This is a genomic window from Paraburkholderia sp. 22099, assembly GCF_052045835.1.
In the GTDB taxonomy this organism is placed as follows: domain Bacteria; phylum Pseudomonadota; class Gammaproteobacteria; order Burkholderiales; family Burkholderiaceae; genus Paraburkholderia; species Paraburkholderia terricola.
On sequence record NZ_JBQEPU010000006.1, the window covers coordinates 1 to 20,199 of the forward strand.

Consider the following 20,199-nt stretch of genomic DNA (forward strand, 5'->3'; position numbering starts at 1 on the left):
GCCTCTCGCAAACACCGGCGACGACTACGAGGCGCTATTGCCTTGGCGCCTCATCCCCTCCGCAGACTGACGCACAGCCGGTCGCTGAGAGCAAGCCACGTGGTTTATTGCGCGCTTACCATGATCGAGGTGCTGCGATTACGCCAACGAGGCCACACTGAAGATACTTATCGGTTCGCTAAGGACGGTCCATTGGTTTGTCCGCGTGCTCTATCGCGCAAGGAGACAGTAGCGGACAGGACAATCTCGCGGAGAATCAATAAGCCACGCCACAGGTTCCGATTTCTATGGCGGATCACATCACGGCTCGATCGCCAGTTGATCGGTTTTGATCCATCGAAGCAGATGTTTGCCCGAACTATTGACGTAGTCCACATAGGCCCAACCGGCCGGCGACTGCTTCAATATCGTCACTGCATCGTTCCGCACCAGATAGGCTTGGCTCGCGTGGGCGTCATCGGGCGCCGTGTAAAGCGACGCCTTTGGCACCGATACGATCGCACGATGCCCGCTTTCCACAGCCGTCGGCGCTGGCGTATCGGCGGTGCCTCCGTCCTCGTTTGCCAGCGCGGCCTCAATCAGGCCTGCATCGCTCTGCGCACCAGCCGCACGAAAACTGGCTGCTATCTTCCGATAGATCTCACGATTGGCTGACGACGGCGGATCGCAACGCAAGAGATTGTCGGCACCGGAATCGCCGTCGATGAGTGCGCGTGGCGGCTGTCCAGCGCTGATAAAATGCAACAACCGGCTTGCCGACGGACGGTCGCTCTTAAGCATCAACCTCGTCTGATCGTCAGTCCCCCATCGCGCGCGCTGCCCGACCTGCCAGCCCGCTCCACATATCTCACCGGTTTGATCGGCGGTGATGCATCCCGTGCGAATCTCAATGGCGGAACAGTACTCCCGGCTCGAGTCGGACTCCGCCTGCCCCGGCCCCGACGATACCGACCCTGACTCAATTCGCCCGATAACAACGTAGTCACCGGATGGCGAGATATTGCTGTCGCTCGGTGGTTCCATTTGTGTTCCGCCCGTTTGCCGCTCGCCAGCACGTGGCAGTAAGCTGAACGTCGCTCCGGTCGGGAAATGGAATACGGCCTGTTTCCATGCACGCTGGGGCAATGGCGCTTGAGGGTTCGCGGCGTTGCCATAAAGAATCGCCGCCCCCCCCGGCAAAGTGAACCGGAACGTGGAGGACGGCGCGGCGGCAAGTGCCGGGGCAACCGCACCGCCGGTCAGTAAAAATGCCGTCGCGATCACCGTGCAGATACCAACAGCTTGCGTGCGAGGCGAGCCGATCCTAACCGACGAAACACTTGCCTTTGTAAATTTAAAGGTCGCGTTTTTCAAGATGGCATTCCCAGAATTTGAGCCAGATGAGAGTATCGCTGCGGCGCGACCGACACGCCGTTCACTTGCGCCATATAGCGCGACGGGCCGTAGTCTTGCAGAATGCTGGTTTCGTACGCCGCTCGGTTTGCCCCCCACTCTGCGGGATTGCGAGGCACATGCGGATTGTGTTGAAAAAAATGATCTAGCGACGATTTCATACTGTTTGCCGTCGCACCGGGTGCATTGACGTCCTGATCCAGGACGGTCGCGCGGCCCAGTGGCGACTGCAAATAGTCCTTGATCTGGTAATCATAGCCACTTGGCCTCTTGCCAATAGCGTGATTGAGACGATCGACAAAATCCTTAACTTGGAGCTCCTGATATAACGGCGACGATACGGCGTGAGCCATCGATGCGACCGGCGGACATTTGACCGGCTTGCCAAAGGTGTCGATCGAACAGTCGCGCCGCAGCGCAGTGTAAAGCTCATCGCCGGTGATCCGAACGCCATTCGTAAACGTCGAATCCGCATACCCCAGCGACGCATCGCCGCCCGAACCGGTCACGGTCCAGCCGCAATTGGAAAAATACCGTTGGTAATCGGCCGGATGCGCGTCTCGAAAAGAGGCGATCTGAGTGGCCAACTCGCCCCGGCTCTCCGCGCCTCGGATGGTCTTCTGCATTGCTCCGGCGCTGATAATCGCCTTGTCGATCGCTTGGACCGTATCCACCTTGCCTTCATTCTGAGACATTGCGCGCAAAATCCTTTCCTCAATCTCGCTTAATGTCCCGTTGGCCCGCATTGTTGCCAAAGCCGGACAGGCACCCAACTGAATCGAACCCGAATGCTGCGGCCCGTACCAATACGTATTTGCATCCACCTTAAACCGTGTTCCGGTGACGTCCACGCAGCAGCCACAAGCACAAGCGTCGGGATCAAAAAAATTCCCTACGACACCGGCAGGATGCATATGGTAGACGTTCGCACTCGTTGGCCATCCCGCCACTCCGCTAATAGATGCCCAATATCGAAGCGCCCCTATCCGCGTCTTCTCCGCCTGCCATACAGGTAATCCCGCATGCATATGCGAATCCAGCGCGTCCCACTTACCCATCTCTCCTCCCCATTCGCTCTCGTATCGCACGATCAGGTGATCGATGCGATCCGCGAGCCACGGTTTGCCGAGCGCCATCTGCAATTCGTGCGCAGTGATTTTGCCGTCGCGCTGCTCCAGAGCGTCTATGGCATCTTCGAGTTTGCGAATGGTTTCATCGGAGCGCGCACTGTTGAACGAGTCTTCGAAAAGTGCGATCTCATCCGGCGTGCCGCTATCGGCAATGAAGAGTGCGCGTTCGAACATGTCGGAAACCGATGTTTGCAGGTTCGTAACCTCGAATCCCGGCCAATCCCAAGGACTCTTTAGCTCAACGAGAGGGTGACCGTGATCGCACACCCAGCCATCGATTTGCGCATTGTTCTCATCGGCGATGCTGACCGCGTACCACGTCTTGCCGTCTGCGTCGGCACAACATTGCGCCGATGCAGTGCTAACCACACGTGTCCAGGCGGCCGCTGCGCCGCCCGCCGATTGCAAGCTCAGCGGAAACTCCCTCCACGCCGGCCGAGCATCATTGCCATGCGGACTCTCGCGAGCGACCCAGAGCGCTTCGTTGCTAATCGGAGTGCCGCTTGCGTTAGCCTGCAAAACCTTCCGCCAGGCACCGCTATCCGGCGAACCGGGGGCGTCCTTGATGGATGTTCCATGTGGGATCGACGAATTGGGAGAAGATGGCTGCACCAGCTTTGCGCCCTTCGAAATCAGCAATAGGCTGCGGGATTTCGGATCGAGTTGCGACGCTCTCACGCGGCTGCGCGAGATGAACGCGTTGATATCGTCTCCCGTAAAGACCTCGACATGGAGCAGTGGACGTGCACCTAGCTTGGGCGGCAACCCATGATGTGCCCGCGCTTCCACGAGCCGCTGATATTCGCCTATATAGGCGACCGTTTCGCCCGCCGCAACCTTATGAGGCTTTGGCAAAACATAGACCTGATCCACAGCCGAAGGCTGGCTTTGCTTATCCAACTCTCCCAGGAAAACCCATCCCGTCGCTGCATGTGCAGGCAATGCAGCGCCTTCCTGATAAGACTGCACTGCACCTGACACAAAACTTGCGATCTTGCCCCACGAACCGTGTTTCTGGCCAACTTCAATCTGCGTACCACGCGAAAGCCAACCTAGCACGGCGCTGCCAGCCGCATGCGAAGCGCGTACCCTCAGGCCGGGCTGGCTGTGATCCTCTTGGCCGGCCGCATTCTTGCGAAAATCGTTTGCCTTGGTGCCTACTGTGTAAATGTCCGTCGCGCCATAGTAAGAGGGCAGCGCCTTCGACGCACCGTAACCATCGAGCGGCAACGTGTGCATATAGAGACTGAAGAACGTCAAGACGTCTTCGGCAGGCGTGCTTGTGTTCTGCGCCGGCGCGCCGTTCGCGGTATTCGCAGGCTGCGTGGATGGCGCGGCTGGCTTTGGCAAGACAAGCCGATGCCGTACGAGTGTGAACCCACTTGAGTAACCGGCCTTGATCCCCTCCGGATACGCAAGCTCCTGCAGCTTCGCATTGAGGCGATACGCCACAACCTCGCCGTCGGCAATACACCTGACGCCGTGGTCCTGCTCGAACTTGCCAGCCGTCGCCATCCCGAAATGGATTCCGCCGTGCCAGAGCCCGTTCGCACCGATCGGATAAAAACCGTCTTCCGACGTGCTGAGCGCGCTGAGATAGTCCTCCGGCGCAGGACGTGCACCGGGATTCTTCAAAGGAAACGGATACGCCCATCTCTCGACTTTCGACGGCTGTTCTTGTTGTTGTGCCACTGGCTATCCTTTGTTCAGTTCGTTTTTTGAGAGGACGTCATCGCCGTCACCCCGAAAAGTCCACCGACCGCTTCGGCTTGCTGTCAACCCATGAGGGAAACTTCTCGTCAAGGCGAACGGGGCCATTGAAGCTGTGCTGCGCGCCCTTCACATCGACGTTGCCCGGAGCGTGAATCTCGATGTTGCCGTCCTTGAGGCGGATATAGGCGCCTCCCGAGGTCAACAGAATTTCGCCCTTGGCGATAGCCTGAATCTGCTCGGTCGCTGAAACAAGCTTGACGCTTTTTTGTGCGGTGAGCTCGATGTTGTCGTTGTGCGCCTGGATCTCCACCTTTCCTTTGGCTGCGAACAGTTTCATTCCGGCGTTCTGGACGAAGAAGCTCAGTTTCTGTGCGACGCTCGCGATCAACGATTTGCCAGTTGCGATGTGCGTGCTCTGTCCGCTCACGAGGTTGGTCTGTGCATCGCTGGCGATGTTCACGGACTGCTGCGTGGACAGGGCGATACCGGAAGGGCTGCCGAGCAGCATGAGCGGTTCTCTGAACGCATTTGCGCTTCCTGTTCCACCGCCTGCGGTATTTCCACCTGACGATGAACCCGACACGTTGTTCTGTGTCGCGTCGGTGAATGCCTTCAGCGAGTCGCAACCATCCTTGAGACTTTCCGCCTGGTGCGTGGTGCTGGCGTCAGACATCGCATCAAGCACGCTTTCCGAATTTGCCAGTTGCGAAGTACTCTGACGGACATCCAGCGGTTGATTGCTCGCCGGGTGGGTGGTGACATACAGACCTTGACCCGCGCGCACAGCGCCGAAGGCGTCAGACTTCAGATCGAAGCCACTGCCCAAGTATGATCCCCGCGTGTTGCCGCTCTGGACGATGAGATAACCCAGGTGCAAATGCGCATTCGTGCTCGTGGAATACAAATGAACGCGGTTCTGGCCCGTCGAGTCATCCATCACCATCTGGTTGTAGCCGCTGCCCTGATATTCCTTGGACTTGTAGCCAGAGAGCAACCCGTTGGAATGCCAGTGCGGTTGTGTCGCGCCGTTATAGAAGCGGCCCGTTACGAGCGGCCTGTCACAATCGCCGTCAACCCAGTTAATCAGGACCTCTTCGCCGACTCTTGGGACATGCACACCGCCGTATCCGCCACCGGTATCGGACATGGCAACCCGCACCCAGCATGATGCTTTTTCGTCGCCGTCATTGAGTCGGTCCCAATGAAAGCGGATCTTGATGCGATTGAGTTGGTCGGTATAGACCTCTTCGTTAGCCGGTCCGACAACAATCGCTGACTGAGCGTGCATTACCGGCTTGTGATGTTCCAACGGGCTACGATACGGCACAACCTTGCGCTGCGCTTCTACTTCAACGAGGAAAAAGCCCTCACTTCCATCGACGTGTCTGACCTTCAACCCCTCTTCAGAGGCGTGACTCGATCTAACCGCCGCCAGTTCGCCTTTCAGGCTGTGCGGGAAATCAGCAGCCTGACTGGACACAGGCAGGTTGTTTTCAACGAACCATGCCGCCTCGATAACAGCGAATTGCCTGTTCTCCCCACTATCCGTGGCGTGATCAGGGTGGTCATCCAGTTCAAACCAGCGACCGGCGTCTATCCGCCGCACACCGCCGGAACCGTAAAAACGCTTCGCCCGCGATTCCCATTCTTCCATGCGGATTTTTGAGAGGGCATCACCCCGGTCCTGGCTGCCGTAGGTGTAAGCACCCGTATATTCATATACCTCGGCTTGCTGGGGCAAATTTCCCTGCGTGGGAAGCGTCGGGATATTTGTGCCTTTCGGACTTGCGGACGAAGCCGGTGCCTTGTAATCGAAGGTGCGGGTCGTGAGTGTTGTGCTTTGAAGTGTTCTCGTGCCCGACCACTGCACCAGAGCATCAGTTTCGCTATTCGTGCCCGCGCGATAGAACCCGACGGTCTGGGGCGAAAGCGGCTGGAATGTATCCAGATTATCTGTGACGACAAGGGTATGCGATTTGCCGTCGCTGGCTTGTTCGAAGTAGCCGAACAGCCCTTCGCTTTCCATCAGCCGGTGGACAAAATTCCAGTCGTCCTCGTATTGCATGCAGAATGAACGTGACGGGAGGGGCTTGCTCAACGCGAAGCGAAATGCTCCCCGGGCCTGCGGGTGCATGTTGAAGACGTCGGTCAAGATTTCGTCAACCGGTCTGTCTTGCCAGATTCGCGCATCCTTGCGAAAGCGCAGAAAGTGAATCCACGATGCAAAGCCGATCTGATAGCTCGTGAGGCCGGTATCTGATCCTAGACGTCGCGCCGTGTGTACGTAGCCATGGTAAGGCAGATAGGACCTGTCGGTCTGCAGCATCCACAGCGTGACAGGCTGTGCGATCAGGGTTTTGAGTTCTATCGTCGCAGATTTGGAAACGACATCAGCGGTGAAATCGTAATGGCGGCCAATCCGTGAATAACCGACAAGCCGCTGCGGAAGCAGAATATTATTACCCAGCGAACTATCCAGTTTCATCAGGCGGTCACTCTGGACGAGTCCGCCAGTTATTGCCCCGATTATGTCCTGCGCTCCCATACTGCCTCTTCTTGTTGGCTGATCGAGCGACCGCGCTCTGCGCGATTCTACAAAAGTTCAGATCAATCGGCCAGCTAGCCAATATCAACAAATGTAAAACGGCATTTATTTGCACAGTCCGATATGCGTTCGGCATATCGGTAAATTTTGTCAAGCGGGCATTCTGATAGTCGCCCAGCTTTCCCCATAGATTACGATTTCGGTATTAAACGATACCAATCAGAAAGCATAATTCATGTCACAAAATCGTAAGAGGCGGTCCGCAGGGGGGCGGTCGAGCAGAAAGCCGCTTGGCAAGACCATGCTCTTGCCACACACGGCCACTTTTGTGCGCGAACAGTCGCTGCACTGGCACCTCGCCCTGGCAGCATTTCGGGCCGGCAAGGGTAACGGCGATCTGCTGGCAGAACTGGTAAAGAGGCTCTATCTCGCCTGGTATCTTCAGGAGGCTGGGTTCGGTGCAGCGAAGCGTGAACTCTATCTTGATGCAGAACGCATCCTGGATGCTGCGGCCAGAAACGCAAGGAAAAACATCTGGCTCATCGAAGCAGCCGACTGCTTGCTGATTACCGGGATTCTCGATTTGCACGAACAGCAGTTGCAGCGTGCCCCGGTTTATGCAATTGGCGAAGCCCAGCAGCGTGTGCTGCATTTCGGAAAAAGCGACAAGCGGTCACCATGGTGACTTCGCAGCTCTTCTTGGGATGCGGGCCTCATCGGGCGCCGAGTGCCAAAGAGGCAGCCGGTACACTGGTTCGGTTCGAGACCGGCACCGCCCCTTCAACTATGGCGCGGTGCAGCGGTTCGGTCGGGCGCCAGTGCCGGGACAGCACGCGGGCATGCACGCGACTATCGGCACCGAGCGACGATCTGTGCATCTGCCAGTGCACTCCGCCGCCGAAACTGGTTGCCGCTCAGTGCTCGACTTCTATCGAAGTCTGATCTTGTAGGCCGGCAGATCGTCTTCCACCTTCACGCTCCACCGCGCGTGGCACAAACCCTCAGTCCCGACAGATGGTGGCGCATCACTTGCATAAAATGCCCCATTCCCCTAATCGGCCACCAACACAGGCTTGCGATGTTCCTGCTCCAGCTTTCTAGGTAATCGGATCATCACGAGATAGATGCGGACGAGCAGGCCAACAAACCAAAGCGACACTGGCATACCCAACACCGCCAAGGCGAACAACACACCGTTCGTCCCAAAGCTCGACGACAATAATCGACCCAATATCAGATAGAAGGGCGCAATACCGAAGGCAATGTAGGAATAGATTTTTGGAAACGGCGAACGCTCTTTATTGAGCCGCTCGAACAGCGCCATTCCGGCTTGCGTTCGATAGCGAAAGGCAGATGCATTTTCGTCGAAGGCCTCCTTGACGAAAGAGGTTGTCGTGATCGTATGCTTCACTGTTCGCCGCGACATGACGATCCAGTACAGCGTCAATGCAATCCCGCCCAATAGTCCTGGCCAACGCAGAACGGGGGACATTGGTGCAAACACAAAATAGTAAAAATAAGCGAATACACCAAAGAAAAAATAGACGGCAAATATTCCGGTCGACAGTACCAATCCGCACACCCACAACAGGTTCGTGCGGCGGTACATCATCGAGACAGCGAACGGTACGAAAAGGCAAAACAGCGTAACGAGCAGGCCGATTTTCCATGGCCATCCAGATACCGCAAGATCGTCTGCATATGCCGCGTACGAAATACCCGTGCCCAGCAAGGGAAGCAACAGGCTCATCGGCGCGGCTTTCTTCGTCATCTCCCAAACCGAGTCTTTCGGTTCCGCCCGGGGCTTCGTCATCGATTGTGCTCGTGGCATCTAGGTTCGCTTTCCGGTGGATGTCCTATCACGGCATGTACATCATTGGGGTACGTATCGTAATCTTTTGGCATGGACTTTTCCAAGTATTCGGCCGCGTGCTTCATCGACTCGCCGATAGAGCGAAACCACGAAGTGACATGCTCCGTCGCGTGCGTTTTCTTGTCGACCCAGTCGAGCCCGTAACCCACCGCGATCGCCACGACAATGGTTCCCACCACGATTGCGGCAACCGGCAGGGCCACAGTGCCCGCCAGTCCGGCCACGATGGCCCCAACCACGACGGAAGCAATGGCGGCACTTAAGCCCGCCTTGGCAAGATCGATGCCTATCTTGCCGAGCAGATCCGCAAAGTCCTTTTTTCGCTTTCCGTCCGGGCCGATCTCTTCGTAATCGTGAAGCCATTCAGCCGTATCGAGCGTGACGGTAAAAATCAACGCAATCAAACCGGCCTTCTTAAATGCGCCCTTGGATCCTTCCCAGGCTGCCGCCGCGCCCGACTCTGCCGTGCCAGCGCCGCCAGCAATCGTCAGCACCTTTTCGTTCTTCACGCCGTACCGCGCGGCCGTCACCAGCTTGCGCAATCTCGGGTTTCCGGTGAAAACGACATACAGTCTTTCTCCGACGTTTTTGTGAACAACCTTCGTCAATCTGAACTTCTCTCCCCAGAGCTCCTGAATCCACTGCTTGTTATCGTTTAGAAACGCCGTTGCACCGGCCAGTTGCCCAATTAGCCAGTTACGTGTCGCAATCTTGTTAGTGTCGATCGCCGTTTCGTCAGAGCCGCCCGCGGCCAGCGCATCTACAACTTCCTTGGGAACCGAGCTCTTGTCGACTTCGAAGACATGCGCTTCCTGCGTCGGCTCGACCGTGGTGCCAGGCGCCAACTTGATCGGCAACGGGCACGACCACTGCTGATCTGCGCGCAGCGGATCAAACGGCGGCGCAAGGCGCAGATACTCGGGGGTGGGCGCTTGCGGGTACGTGATCAGTGGCGATACGTTCGTCGACTTCGATGACGTTGGAGCGGTAGGCGGATGCGAGGCGTGATTCGTACCGATCGCGATGATGATCGGCTCAGGTTTGGCTTTCGGCGAAGCGGCGGTGTTCGTCAAGCCGAACATCTGCATAGAATAGTTCTGATACACCTTGCCATTCTGCTTGAGTATCAGATGTCCCTTGAAATCCCTGCTAATCCAGATGTGATAACGCTGGCCGTCCTGGAACTGCCCCTGCTTGACGCGCTTTTTCTTGACCACGTCGTAAATCCAGTCCTCGGTTGCTTCGACGGTATAGGTTGCTCCCTTCTTCACCTGAATATCGAATATCACGTCGCGGTGCTTGCGTAGCAGAACGGTGATATCAGTCTCGGCCCAGCATTCGACCGGTTCACCCGGTAAATCGATGCACACGGTATGTTGGATCAGGGGACGGTCGGCCATTGTTATTCTCCGCTTCGCTTGACTTGGTCTGCCACGAACTTGCCGAAATCAATGCCCTTAAGTTCGCCTTTGCCCTCACCATCGAGAACGACGTTATGCAGCGCGCCATCCTCCGACGCGAGCTTGATCGGTTCACCTTCGGGCACTTTGCCCTCCGCATCCATGTAGCGGATGCGCATGTCGGCTTTCTTGCCTTCTGCGTTGTAAGTTCGATCGAGACTCGTCGGGCCGCTGAAAGCGTGCTGGGCTCCTTTGATGTCAATCTTTCCCGGCGCATGAATCTCGATGTTGCCGCCGGAAATGCGCACGTACGCGCCACCCGACGTGAGAAGAATTTCCTGCTTGGCAGCCGCATCGATTTTCTCGGTCGCGGAGAGCAACTTCAGCGTCTTCTGGGCGGTGATTTCAAGGTTATCGCCTTGCGCCTGGATTTCGACTTTTCCCTTCGCCGCGAAAAGCTTCATACCCGCGTTCTGTGCGAACAGGCTGATCTTTTCGGCAACGCTCACGAGCAGCGACTTGCCGGTTGCGATGTGGGTACTCTGGCCGCTGACGAGGTTGACATGCTCGGTCGCGGCGACGTGTGCTGACCGTTGTGTCGACATCCCGATGCCCGATGGCGTCGCGAACAGCATGATCGGCTCCTTGAAGCCGTTGGCATTGCCAATGCCACCGCCTGCGGTATTGCCACCGCTACCTGTTGCGCCCGCTACGCTGCTCTGTGTCGCATCGGTAAAAGTTTTGAGCGAGTCGTGACCGTCTTTCAGGCTTTCTGCCTGATGGGTTTCGCTTGCCTGGCTTAGCGCTTCGATCACGCTTTCCGAATTGACCAACTGATTACTCGCGTCACGGACGTCGAGAGGCTGGCTTGATGTCCCGGTCGTTGGATGCGTCGACACATACAAGCCTTGCCCCGCCCGGACCGCACCATACGCATCGGACTTCAAATCGAAGCCGCTGCCGAGATAGGCGCCGCGCGAGTTGCCTGTTTGCGCGATCAGATATCCAAGATGCAGTTGGGAGTCTGCGCTCGTGCTGTAGAGCTGCACCCGGTTCTGGCCGGTGGCATCGTCCATCACCATCTGGTTGTAGCCGCTGCCCTGGTATTCCTTCGACTTATATCCCGACAGGATCCCATTCGAATGCCAGTCGGGAGTCTTCGCTCCGTTATAGACGCGGCCGGTGACGAGCGGCTTGTCGCAGTCGCCGTCGAGGAACGACACAATGACTTCTTCGCCGATGCGCGGTACATGTACGCCGCCATGCCCGCCACCAGCATGCGATTGCGCAACGCGCATCCAGCACGACGCGTTCTCATCGCCGGGGTTCAGGCGATCCCAGTGCATCTGCACCTTGATGCGGTTCAGCGAATCCGTGAAGACTTCCTCGTTCGCCGGACCCACCACGCTCGCCGTCTGCATGTGCATCTCGGGCTTCTGATGGTCAAGTGGACTCCGGAACGGGATGGCCTTGCGCTGCGCTTCGACTGTCGCCATGAAGAAGCCTTCACTGCCGTCGCTACCTTTAACGACAAGCGTCTGATCGGCTCCATGCTGAGCCCGCGCCGTGGTAATCGTCTGCTTGAGGCTATGCGGGAAATCTGTCGTGCCGCCCGAGACCGGCAGGTTGTTCTCGACGACCCATTCGACGTCGATCACAGCAAACTGCCGGTCCTGCTGACTGTCAGTGTCGTGCTCCGGGTGGTTTTGCAGCTCGAACCAGCGGCCTGCGTCAATGCGACGGACCGCGCCTACGCCGTGGAAACGCTTCGCCCGCGACTCCCACTCTTCCATCCTCACCTTCGAGAGATGGTCGCCGCGGTCCTGCTGTCCGTACGTATACGCGCCCGTGTACTCATACACTTCGGCCTGCTGCGGCAGGTCGCCCTGCGTGGTCATTGTCGGGATCGTCGTACCCTTGGGATTGGCAGACGACGCCGGCGACTTATAGTCGAATGTCCGCGTGGTGAGCGTGGTGCTTTGCAGCGTGCGCGTGCCGCTCCACTGCACGAAGGCATCGGTTTCGCTGTTCGTGCCAGAACGGTAGAAATCTACCACCTGCGGCGAAAGCGGTCGCAAGCTGCCGATATCGTCGGTGATAACCAGCGTGTGCGATTTACCATCGGCAGCCTGTTCGAAATAGCCGAAGAGCCCTTCCGTTTCCATCAGCCGGTGACAGAAATTCCAGTCGTCCTCGTACTGCACGCAGAACGAACGCTGAGGCAAAGGATTGCGCAATAAGAACCGGAATGCACCTTGCGCCTGCGGATGCATATTGAATACATCGGTGAGAATATCATCGACGGCTTTATCCTGCCAGATTCGTGCATCTTTTCTGAAACGCAGAAAATGCATCCAGGAAACAAAGCCAATCTGGTAGCTGGTAATGGCGCTGTCAGACCCCAAACGACGGGCCGTGTTGACATAACCGTGATGCGGGACGTACGACTGGTCGGTTTGCTGAACCCAAAGCGTGACGGGCTGGGCAATCAGGGTCTTCAACTCGATATTGTCGTTGGTTGAAACGCCATCCAGAGTAAATTCGTAATCACGACCTAGCCGCGAATGGCCCAACAGCCTTTGCGGCAAAAGGACGTTAGTACCCAGTGGCGTGTCGAGTTTCAGCAGCCGGTCCCTTTGCAGCAATCCGCCATTTATCGCCGCGATAATGTCCTGCGCACCCATACCGCCTCTCTTTTATGCAAATTGCGCCCCCGCGCTATCGCGCGATAATACAAAAGATCAGACGTTTACAGCAATCAATTCAGTGGAAACAAGTGTTAAATCGGAATTTGTTTCGCCTTTCATCGATGCATTTCGGGAATCGGTAAAAACAGCATTTCGGCACATAAGTGCTGCCGCAAGAAAACGCTTCGGTATTTCAGGGGGATCCATTAAACATCTCGGGCTTGAAGGAGTCATCCAGACTTCGACACCATTATGGAACAGAAAGTCGCGCAAACATCGAGGGCAAACCCGTGCGGCTCCTTCCAGCAATGCTTCCCCTTGTTCCCCCTGCTTCAACCGACAGGTCGACGATGTCAAATCTATTCCTGGTCCAAACCTCTTACGCAAATAGTCAGCTTCAAACCAGAAGACATTTTCATGCTTGTCAGATGCGAGGATGGTTTTAATTAATGCACTGCATGGAAGCAGGCCACCAGAATCATTTGCGTTAGCAATCTGCGGCGAAGTTCTCTTCAGACGTGCAAGGCCGTGTACTGGGCAGGAAGGAACGCCCTCCGACACATTGGCGTCTTCAGCAACGAGCGACGTGTCGAAAGCGCTTTCCCGCGAGGTGACCTGCACGGGTTGTTCCTCGGAGCGCACCAACAATTCGTCGAGACAGCGTGGGCAGACCGGAACCAAAGAACTTTCGATTGCGGCTATTGCCGGAACGTCTTTCAGATGAGCGGTCTCTCCTGCGTAAGCGATGAGGTGTGCATACTCGGTCAGTTCAGCCCGGTGCATCCGGACCTCCCTGCTGCGCTTCGGCCTGTCGAACGACACCTTGACTAGCTGACCTGCAGCAAACCGCCCCCTTGATCCGATGCAGGCATCGACATCCTTTGACGATTCGATGTTCCCCATGCAAACCATGGCGGGAGCAAAGTCTGGGGGAATTCATCTTTGACGTGATCCCGCATGTCGCACTGATTCATCCCGCTGCACTATGCTTCTACGGACATCATCTGCTGCGAGGACACGAGCCGCGGCGGCGGATGGCAGCCGCATATACATAGATCGTCACTTAACGCAGCGTGCCTTCCGTCCGGCGCGGTCATAACCTGGCGCGGTCCATCGCACTGGATTTTTCCCGTTGTATTGCAAGCGGGGCATGCGACCGGATCCCCTTCATGGGCGACGTCTTTATCGCTCAATTGAATAGAGGTGGAGACTGCCTGAACGACGCCGTTGGCTGTCGTCTTGTCGCCGTTCAAAATCAGATATCGTTTCATGATGCTTCCGAGGCTTAAAATTTCGCGCATTCAACCCTGTTTGGTGGGCCGTCATGTCGGCCGCCTACGCTTTTTCCTCTGTATACGCGACGCTTATCGTGACAATCATTGAGCGCAGGTCGGCGTGCACAGTAAGCGTTCCCCAATTGAAGACGAATGTGTCCGCGCCGATCGTGGAAGACACACAAGGCGATTGCGCTTCGGATGCGATCAACTTTGACAGCGTCTTCTTTTCCTTCACGAGATCATCCTCAGTCGCCGACCAGTCGATCTTTTTTGCAACTCCATCGACCCACACGAAGTCGATCATTGCGAGTTTTCTATTGCAAAAGCGAGCCGCTACGCCAAAAGTCTTGCCCCATACTTTCACGTTCTTGATGCCATAGTTTTCCCACTCGCCGTACTTCGCCAGTTCCGTTCCGCCGGACAAAGGCGATTCGTCAGGCGACGGTCTGCCGTGAAACAGGCTCGTTGACGCGTCGATAGTCAGCGTGCCAGTGGCAAAATCAAACGTAGCCATTCAGTTAACTCCCAAACTTCAAAATGTTGCCGCCAACGAGGCTGCCCTTGTCGGCGCTCGCTACGAAATACTGAGTGCCTCCGCCCTTGCCCAGATTGGGATTGGCGAGCGACTGCCCCTTCGCTACACAAATGTCCTTCGTGACGACGAATGCCCTCAGTTGGCTTCTCATCGGCCGGGCGTTGGGGGTATTGCTCGCGTGCGAAATCTGCGTCATGTCGTTGTACTCGCGCGCTGATCCACCGGTGCTGAGAATCGTGCGAGCGTCGGAGAAATAATTGCCGGGCAAAGCAGTCGCGATCTTGTCAGGCGGCGCATACGGATACAACGTGTACAACACTGTACCGCGCTTCAGGACCGTGTTCGTATAAGAGTCGACTCCCGGATAAGGGTCTTTGCCTTGCCAGCTTCTAGCCTGCGCAGCGGGATCTTTCCCGGCACAGGGATCTTTCTGGCAGCAATCCTTGTTCGGCGTTTGCGCTTTCTTCTTGAGCCCCAGCGGGTCGATCCAGCCAGTCGGATTCGGCGCGTATTGGTAAACGTTTCCGCCGCCCAGCAGCCCAATCGGGTCTTTGGCAGTAAACCGTCCCGTGCTCGGATCATAGTAGCGATGCCGGTTATACGCGAGCCCAGTCTCTTCGTCGAGTTGCTGCCCCTGGAAACGGATCGGGTTGCGCGGAGCGCTGAGCGTCACCTTCGACACCCGCGCTATCACGTCCCGAGTTTCACCCCACGCCTTGTATTTGGCTTCCCACACAACCTCACCGAGCTCATCGGTAAGCAACTGCGGGGTGCCAAGCTGATCGCAGTGGTAATAAAAAGCGTGCGCAGGGGAGAGGGAACTTACAGGCTTCAGTAGCGGATCATCTTCCGGCGCGTAGCGATCGGTCTGCTTCCAATCGGGTGTAGCAATACCTGTAACCGGGCCGGAGACGAACTGCACCAGCGGCACGAACGACCCCGCTTCATACACATAATGGGTGCTACCTTTGTCGACGCTTTCGTAAGCCAGCGTGTCGCCGTCCCAGCCAAACGTCGTACGCGCGCCGTCGACTTCTTTGCCGATGCGGCGTCCGAACGCATCGTAGAAGTAGCGCGCCTCGTGACGGCGTGCTGGCTCAGCGACACTTGCGGCTGTCATCCGGTTGAACTCGTCCCACTCGTAGCGCTGTTCGGCGCCGGGTGAGCGCTTCGCGATCAGGTTCCCGCGGGCATCGTACGTAAAGTGTGTGCCGGCATAGTCCGTCAACAGATTGCCCAAGACTTTTGGCGTACGCGCAGGCAGGCTACTTAGTTGTTGCCCTCCGCCAGTGCGCGCCTGTGCAGCGCTACCCGGATCGACGATGTTACTTGCGGGGTCGAATGCGAAACGCTCGGTCGCAAAAGGGCTGACAGCTTCGATCAGCCGGCCGACGGGATCGTACTGGTAGCGAGTCACCCCGTGCCGGCTGTCGTCAATCTCCTTTAGCTGTCCCACGGCATCGTACTGATACCGGCGTGCCACGATCGGAGCGGGTGCGCCGGCACGCCTAAGTGCCTGGGATTCCATTCGCCCGACCGGATCGTAGCGCGTGTTCTGTGCAATCCGGTTCGATAGCGTGCGCTGTGTTTCGCGATGCAGGTCGTCACGTTCGAACTGAATCAGTTCCTGGCCGTCGATCTGCATGCCATGCACATGGCCCGTGCCATAAACCAGCCAGTCGATCGCATGACCATCCGGGCGCACGGTTTTGATGCGCGTGCCGATCTCGTCGTACTCGTGTCGCCATACATAGCTGCGGCGCTCGCCGAATAACTCTTGCGCGTGATGTTCGCGCACCAGATTGCCGACTGGGTCGAAGAAATGCTGCACCCGGCTGATTGCGTTTTGTGCATCGATCAGGCGGCCATTTCCGTCGTACATGAAGCGCTCGTCGCTTGCACCGGCGATGCGCCGTGCAAGGCGTCCACCGCTGTCGTATTCGAGCTGGGTCGTTTGACCCGCTTCATCGACGGTTTGCAACTGGCCATTCGCCGCGTCATAGGCGTAGCGGGTCGTCATCCCGTCGAAGGCAATTTCCTCGAGGAGTCGGCCGACCGGATCGTAATGGAACTGGTAAGTCGCGTGATTTGAATCGGTGAGCGCGCTCAGGCGTCCGACCCGGTCATAGCGATAGGTCAGCAGTTCGCCCGATGCATCGCGTCGATTCGCGATCCGCCCGGCGGCGTCGTATCCATAGCGCGTGACGCGGTTCAGCGGATCCGTATGCACCAGGAGCCGGCCCTCGGCGTCGTATTCCAGCTTCTCGATTCCCGCAGCAGATTGGACTTTGGCCAGTTGTCCGTTGCCACCGTAACGATAGATGACACTCCGCCCACCCGCGTCCTTGCTCTCGAGCAGGCGGCCTTCTCCATCATAGGTCCACTGCGTTGTCTTTCCCGAGCAATCTGTATAGCTGACAAGGCGCCCCGCAGCATCATATGCGAGTGCCTTTGCCCCGCCCTTTGCGTCAACGATTTCGGTTGGTTGCCCTTGATCGTTGTAGCTGTATTGGGTTTTGTGACCCAGCGGATCAATCTGCGTCGTGACATTACCCGCGTCATCGTACTCGCGGGTCCAGCGATATGTTTGCGGATCGATGATCACAATCATCTGATCCTTTGCGTCGTACTCCATGCGTACCACGCTGCCATCCGGACGGGCCTGCTCAATCAGGTTGCCGCGCTCGTCGTAGGTGAAACGCTCGACGCTGCCGTCCGGATAAATATGCTGCGTCAGATTATGTTGGGCGTCGCGGTAGAACCATTCATTGAGGCCGTCCGCATGAATGATTCGATACGTGTAACCGTCGATATCGAAGTAATAGCGAGTGACGTTGCCGAGGGCGTCACTCACGTCGACGAGACGGATGTCTGGGTGCCACGCGAGGCGTGTGTCGTAGCTCCCGTCGTCCGCGTATTCGCGCACGCACTTCGCCTTGGGTCCAGAGCCATCCCATTCCAGATTCATGCCACGGCCGGTGCGATCCGTGTACCGGGTCACAAGGTGATGCGTGTAGGCGTACTCGCGACGATTGCCGTGGCGGTCGGTTGCCGCAATGAGGTCGCCATGCTGGTCGTACGCGTAACGCACCAGCGTGCCGATCCGTTCACCTTCCTGGTCGATCTCCACAGCTTCGACGAGGCGGCCGCCTGCATCGTGTGAAAACACGACGATACTTTGCGCGGTGATCAGCCGCGTGAGCCGATGTGCGTCGTCGTAGTCCAGTGTGACCTGACTGCCGTTGCGATCCTTCAGGAAAGCGAGACGGAAGGCGCCGCCGCGTTTTTCATACGCTTCGAGCAGTTCATGCCCGCGCGTGAGCGTGAGCCACTGGTCATCGAGTCGCGCGAGCGTGAGGTCCTCAGCGAGATCGTCGTGCGTCTCGCCCGCCTTGAGCAGTGGGTACTCAAGACTGCGTCCACTCGGATCGTGATACACAAGCTTCGCCGCGTGGATATCGAAGCGCGTGGTGTAGGGAGTGATCCAGCGCGCACCCAGATTGCTTTCGTCATATTCAGAGAGAAATGACCGGTAAGTACGTCGCCACACTACCGGCATCGCGCCGGGCAAGACAAAGTCTTGGTGATCGAAGCGCTCGTCGCCGAGTGCATAGCCGATCGAGCCGCCGCTGCGTCCCAGACCACAGCTCTTGCAGTCGCTCGCCCCTGGGTGCTTCGCCTTCCCCTGCGTGGCGATTGTCTCCAGTTCGCCTTCGGTTTTCTTCAACTCGGCTTCGACCTTGCCGGCTGCCTTGATGCCGACAGTCTGTTTGTGTTTCTGCTTTTCCTTCCACTTAGCCACGGCCTTCATCAGCGCGTCGAGCATCCAGATCAGGCCGCCGACGTCCGCACTATTCAAACCCTTGATCTTTTCCGTCACCATCGGAATCGCGTGGCGCGCTTCCGCAGCCATTTGCTTGAGCTGCTGGTTCGTCGATGGCGAGATTTCATTCGCTGCGCGGGAGGCGAGATTTGCCGCGTCCTTGACCAGTACCTTGGTGCCGTCCTTCAGATACGACCACAGGTTCTCGGCAACCTTGCTCGCATCATGGGCGGCAAAGCCGTCGCTGACTTGCTCCAGATGCTTGTCAGCCGCGCGATAGTTGCCCGATGTGTCGAAAAGCTTGCCCGACGCCGCACCTTCAAAAATCTGCGCAAGACCTTCGAGCAGCTTCTTCGCATGATCCGCGCAGTCATTGAGCATCTGCGCGAGCTTGGCCTGCACTTCCTGAATGAATTTTTCGATGTCGCCAGCAAACTTCGCGCTGATGTGCGCCACCAGCACCGAGATCACCGTATCGGCGATCATCTGTGCTCCGCCTTCCGCAACGGCCTTTGCGCTTCTCGCGAGTTCCTCCCGGGCCAGCTTCATCAGCGGCCGGGCACCCATGCGGAATTCACCCATCACCGGTGGCAGCGGAATGACACCGATCAGGTCGATGCCCAGGTTCAGATAGTCGAAGAAGTCTTTAGACTCCGCTTCGATCAGCCGCTTGATATCCATCACGACGTCGATCGCAGACAGAATGTTCGAAACGACGGGAATGTAGTTCGCCAGTTGCTCGACGCGATCGAGGGTGATATAGCCATCGCTGACGCTCTTGAGCCATGCATCGAATTGCTCGAGTGCGGAACCGACGTCCTCCTTCGCTATGGTGACGAGCGGCGCGATTGCGACTTCGGTTCGGACAACGGCGGTGGTCTGGGCAGCGGCTGCGCTCATGCTGGGTCAGGTCGGTTTAGTTGCTGTTGGTAAAGAGTTTGTCGTATCCGCATCCGAGCAGAATCCATCCCGGGCTTTCCTGCTGATCGACAAGCAATCTGATTTCCTTCTTGCCGACCGTCTTGCGATAGTCGACGCCCCGCCATTGAGCGTTTTCGCGCAGAGAAATGGTGCCGGCTCCTTCGCTCATGCCGCCGATACGCGCGACCCATTGCTTGGCAACATTGATTTCTTCGCCTTCAGGTGCGGGAATGGCGAGCAGCATCTGCCGTGGCGACACGATCGACACAAGGTTCGACGATGTGCCCCATGCCTGAATCGGTTTCTGCGTTTTCCATGCCAGGTCGACCGCTTTTTCTTGCGGCGGCTGACTCGTGAAACCTGGCACGGCCCCGCTGTCGATGCGGTCAATGAAAGTGTCGATCTGGCGCGCGTCGAGCTTGCACTCAACGAAGCGGCCGATCGTCTGCAGATCGGTTGCCGACTGGGCATGCGCGCTTACGATAAGCGCAACGCCGCACACCATACCTATCAAAGTCTGAGCAAATTTCATCGCGGACTTACTTGACCTTGCAGTCAGTCGCCGACGGGTAGGGGGTCGAGAACGCGCCCACACAATGGAGCGTCACCTTTTTCCCGACGCGCAACCGGATCTTGTCGACACTCGCTTTGTCGGCGAAGGTCACACGCACGGCGGTGTCCGATTCGTCGCCGAGCTTGCCAATGATGTTGTCGGTCAAGCCGGATTCGAGGGACAGCAGCGTGCCGGTTAGCGCGAGCGGCTTGTCGGTGTATTTCGATACCGCGTCGTCGTCGCTCGCGTATTGCGAGACCATCGCGGCTGCGGATAGCTTCAGTTCGGTCGCGCCGAATGCCGTCGAGGTGATGATTAACGCAACTGCGAGAAGGGCCGTTTTCTTCATG

The 20,199-nt window shown here is 57.4% G+C and carries 13 protein-coding genes; 1 reads left to right on the forward strand and 12 read right to left on the reverse strand.

Translation table 11 applies throughout. The features are described from left to right. Window positions 1-300: 300 nt before the first annotated feature. Genes ACTJLC_RS07630 through ACTJLC_RS07640 form a run of 3 tightly spaced genes read right to left on the reverse strand, consistent with a single transcriptional unit; the run spans window position 301 to window position 6,780 of the window. Window positions 301-1,353, reverse strand: a complete 1,053-nt coding sequence (locus tag ACTJLC_RS07630; RefSeq protein ID WP_440843417.1) for a hypothetical protein — start codon at window positions 1,351-1,353, stop codon at window positions 301-303. Then, a complete protein-coding gene (locus tag ACTJLC_RS07635) occupies window positions 1,350-4,214 on the reverse strand; it encodes an SH3 domain-containing protein (protein WP_440843419.1) in 2,865 nt (954 codons plus the stop codon). Before ACTJLC_RS07635 ends, ACTJLC_RS07630 begins: the two co-directional genes overlap by 4 nt. A gap of 46 nt (window positions 4,215-4,260) precedes the next feature. Further along, window positions 4,261-6,780, reverse strand: a complete 2,520-nt coding sequence (locus ACTJLC_RS07640; protein ID WP_440843421.1) for a type VI secretion system Vgr family protein — start codon at window positions 6,778-6,780, stop codon at window positions 4,261-4,263. Between the two features lie 301 nt (window positions 6,781-7,081). Between ACTJLC_RS07640 and ACTJLC_RS07645 the strand changes: the two genes are divergently transcribed. Further along, the gene (locus ACTJLC_RS07645) at window positions 7,082-7,465 is read left to right on the forward strand and encodes a hypothetical protein (RefSeq protein WP_310135943.1); all 384 of its coding nucleotides are present in this window, start codon (window positions 7,082-7,084) and stop codon (window positions 7,463-7,465) included. A 366-nt stretch (window positions 7,466-7,831) separates the two neighbouring features. Here the strand turns inward: ACTJLC_RS07645 and ACTJLC_RS07650 are convergent, their stop codons facing one another. The 9 genes from ACTJLC_RS07650 to ACTJLC_RS07690 form a co-directional block, all read right to left on the reverse strand. Continuing rightward, the gene (locus ACTJLC_RS07650) at window positions 7,832-8,593 is read right to left on the reverse strand and encodes a hypothetical protein (RefSeq protein ID WP_440843423.1); all 762 of its coding nucleotides are present in this window, start codon (window positions 8,591-8,593) and stop codon (window positions 7,832-7,834) included. Then, complete coding sequence (locus tag ACTJLC_RS07655; protein ID WP_440843425.1) at window positions 8,590-10,053, reverse strand: hypothetical protein; 1,464 nt, start codon at window positions 10,051-10,053, stop codon at window positions 8,590-8,592. The genes ACTJLC_RS07650 and ACTJLC_RS07655 overlap by 4 nt, the downstream gene beginning before the upstream one ends. Before the next feature lie 2 nt (window positions 10,054-10,055). After that, complete coding sequence (locus ACTJLC_RS07660; protein ID WP_440843427.1) at window positions 10,056-12,737, reverse strand: type VI secretion system Vgr family protein; 2,682 nt, start codon at window positions 12,735-12,737, stop codon at window positions 10,056-10,058. Between the two features lie 57 nt (window positions 12,738-12,794). After that, on the reverse strand, window positions 12,795-13,523 hold the full coding sequence (locus ACTJLC_RS07665; protein ID WP_440843429.1) for a hypothetical protein: 729 nt from the start codon (window positions 13,521-13,523) through the stop codon (window positions 12,795-12,797). A 200-nt stretch (window positions 13,524-13,723) separates the two neighbouring features. Beyond that, complete coding sequence (locus ACTJLC_RS07670; RefSeq protein ID WP_106356139.1) at window positions 13,724-14,011, reverse strand: PAAR domain-containing protein; 288 nt, start codon at window positions 14,009-14,011, stop codon at window positions 13,724-13,726. A gap of 64 nt (window positions 14,012-14,075) precedes the next feature. Continuing rightward, entirely contained in the window at window positions 14,076-14,531 is a 456-nt protein-coding gene (locus ACTJLC_RS07675) for a hypothetical protein (protein ID WP_440843432.1), read from the reverse strand. A gap of 4 nt (window positions 14,532-14,535) precedes the next feature. After that, window positions 14,536-19,275 (reverse strand): RHS repeat-associated core domain-containing protein, encoded by a 4,740-nt coding sequence (locus ACTJLC_RS07680; protein ID WP_440843434.1) that lies wholly within the window; start codon window positions 19,273-19,275, stop codon window positions 14,536-14,538. Window positions 19,276-19,291: 16 nt separating this feature from the next. Beyond that, window positions 19,292-19,828, reverse strand: coding sequence for a hypothetical protein (locus ACTJLC_RS07685; RefSeq protein WP_440843436.1), 537 nt, complete (start codon window positions 19,826-19,828; stop codon window positions 19,292-19,294). A gap of 7 nt (window positions 19,829-19,835) precedes the next feature. Beyond that, window positions 19,836-20,198: a hypothetical protein gene (locus tag ACTJLC_RS07690; RefSeq protein ID WP_440843438.1), complete on the reverse strand. Its 363-nt coding sequence runs from the start codon at window positions 20,196-20,198 to the stop codon at window positions 19,836-19,838. Window position 20,199: the final 1 nt, after the last annotated feature.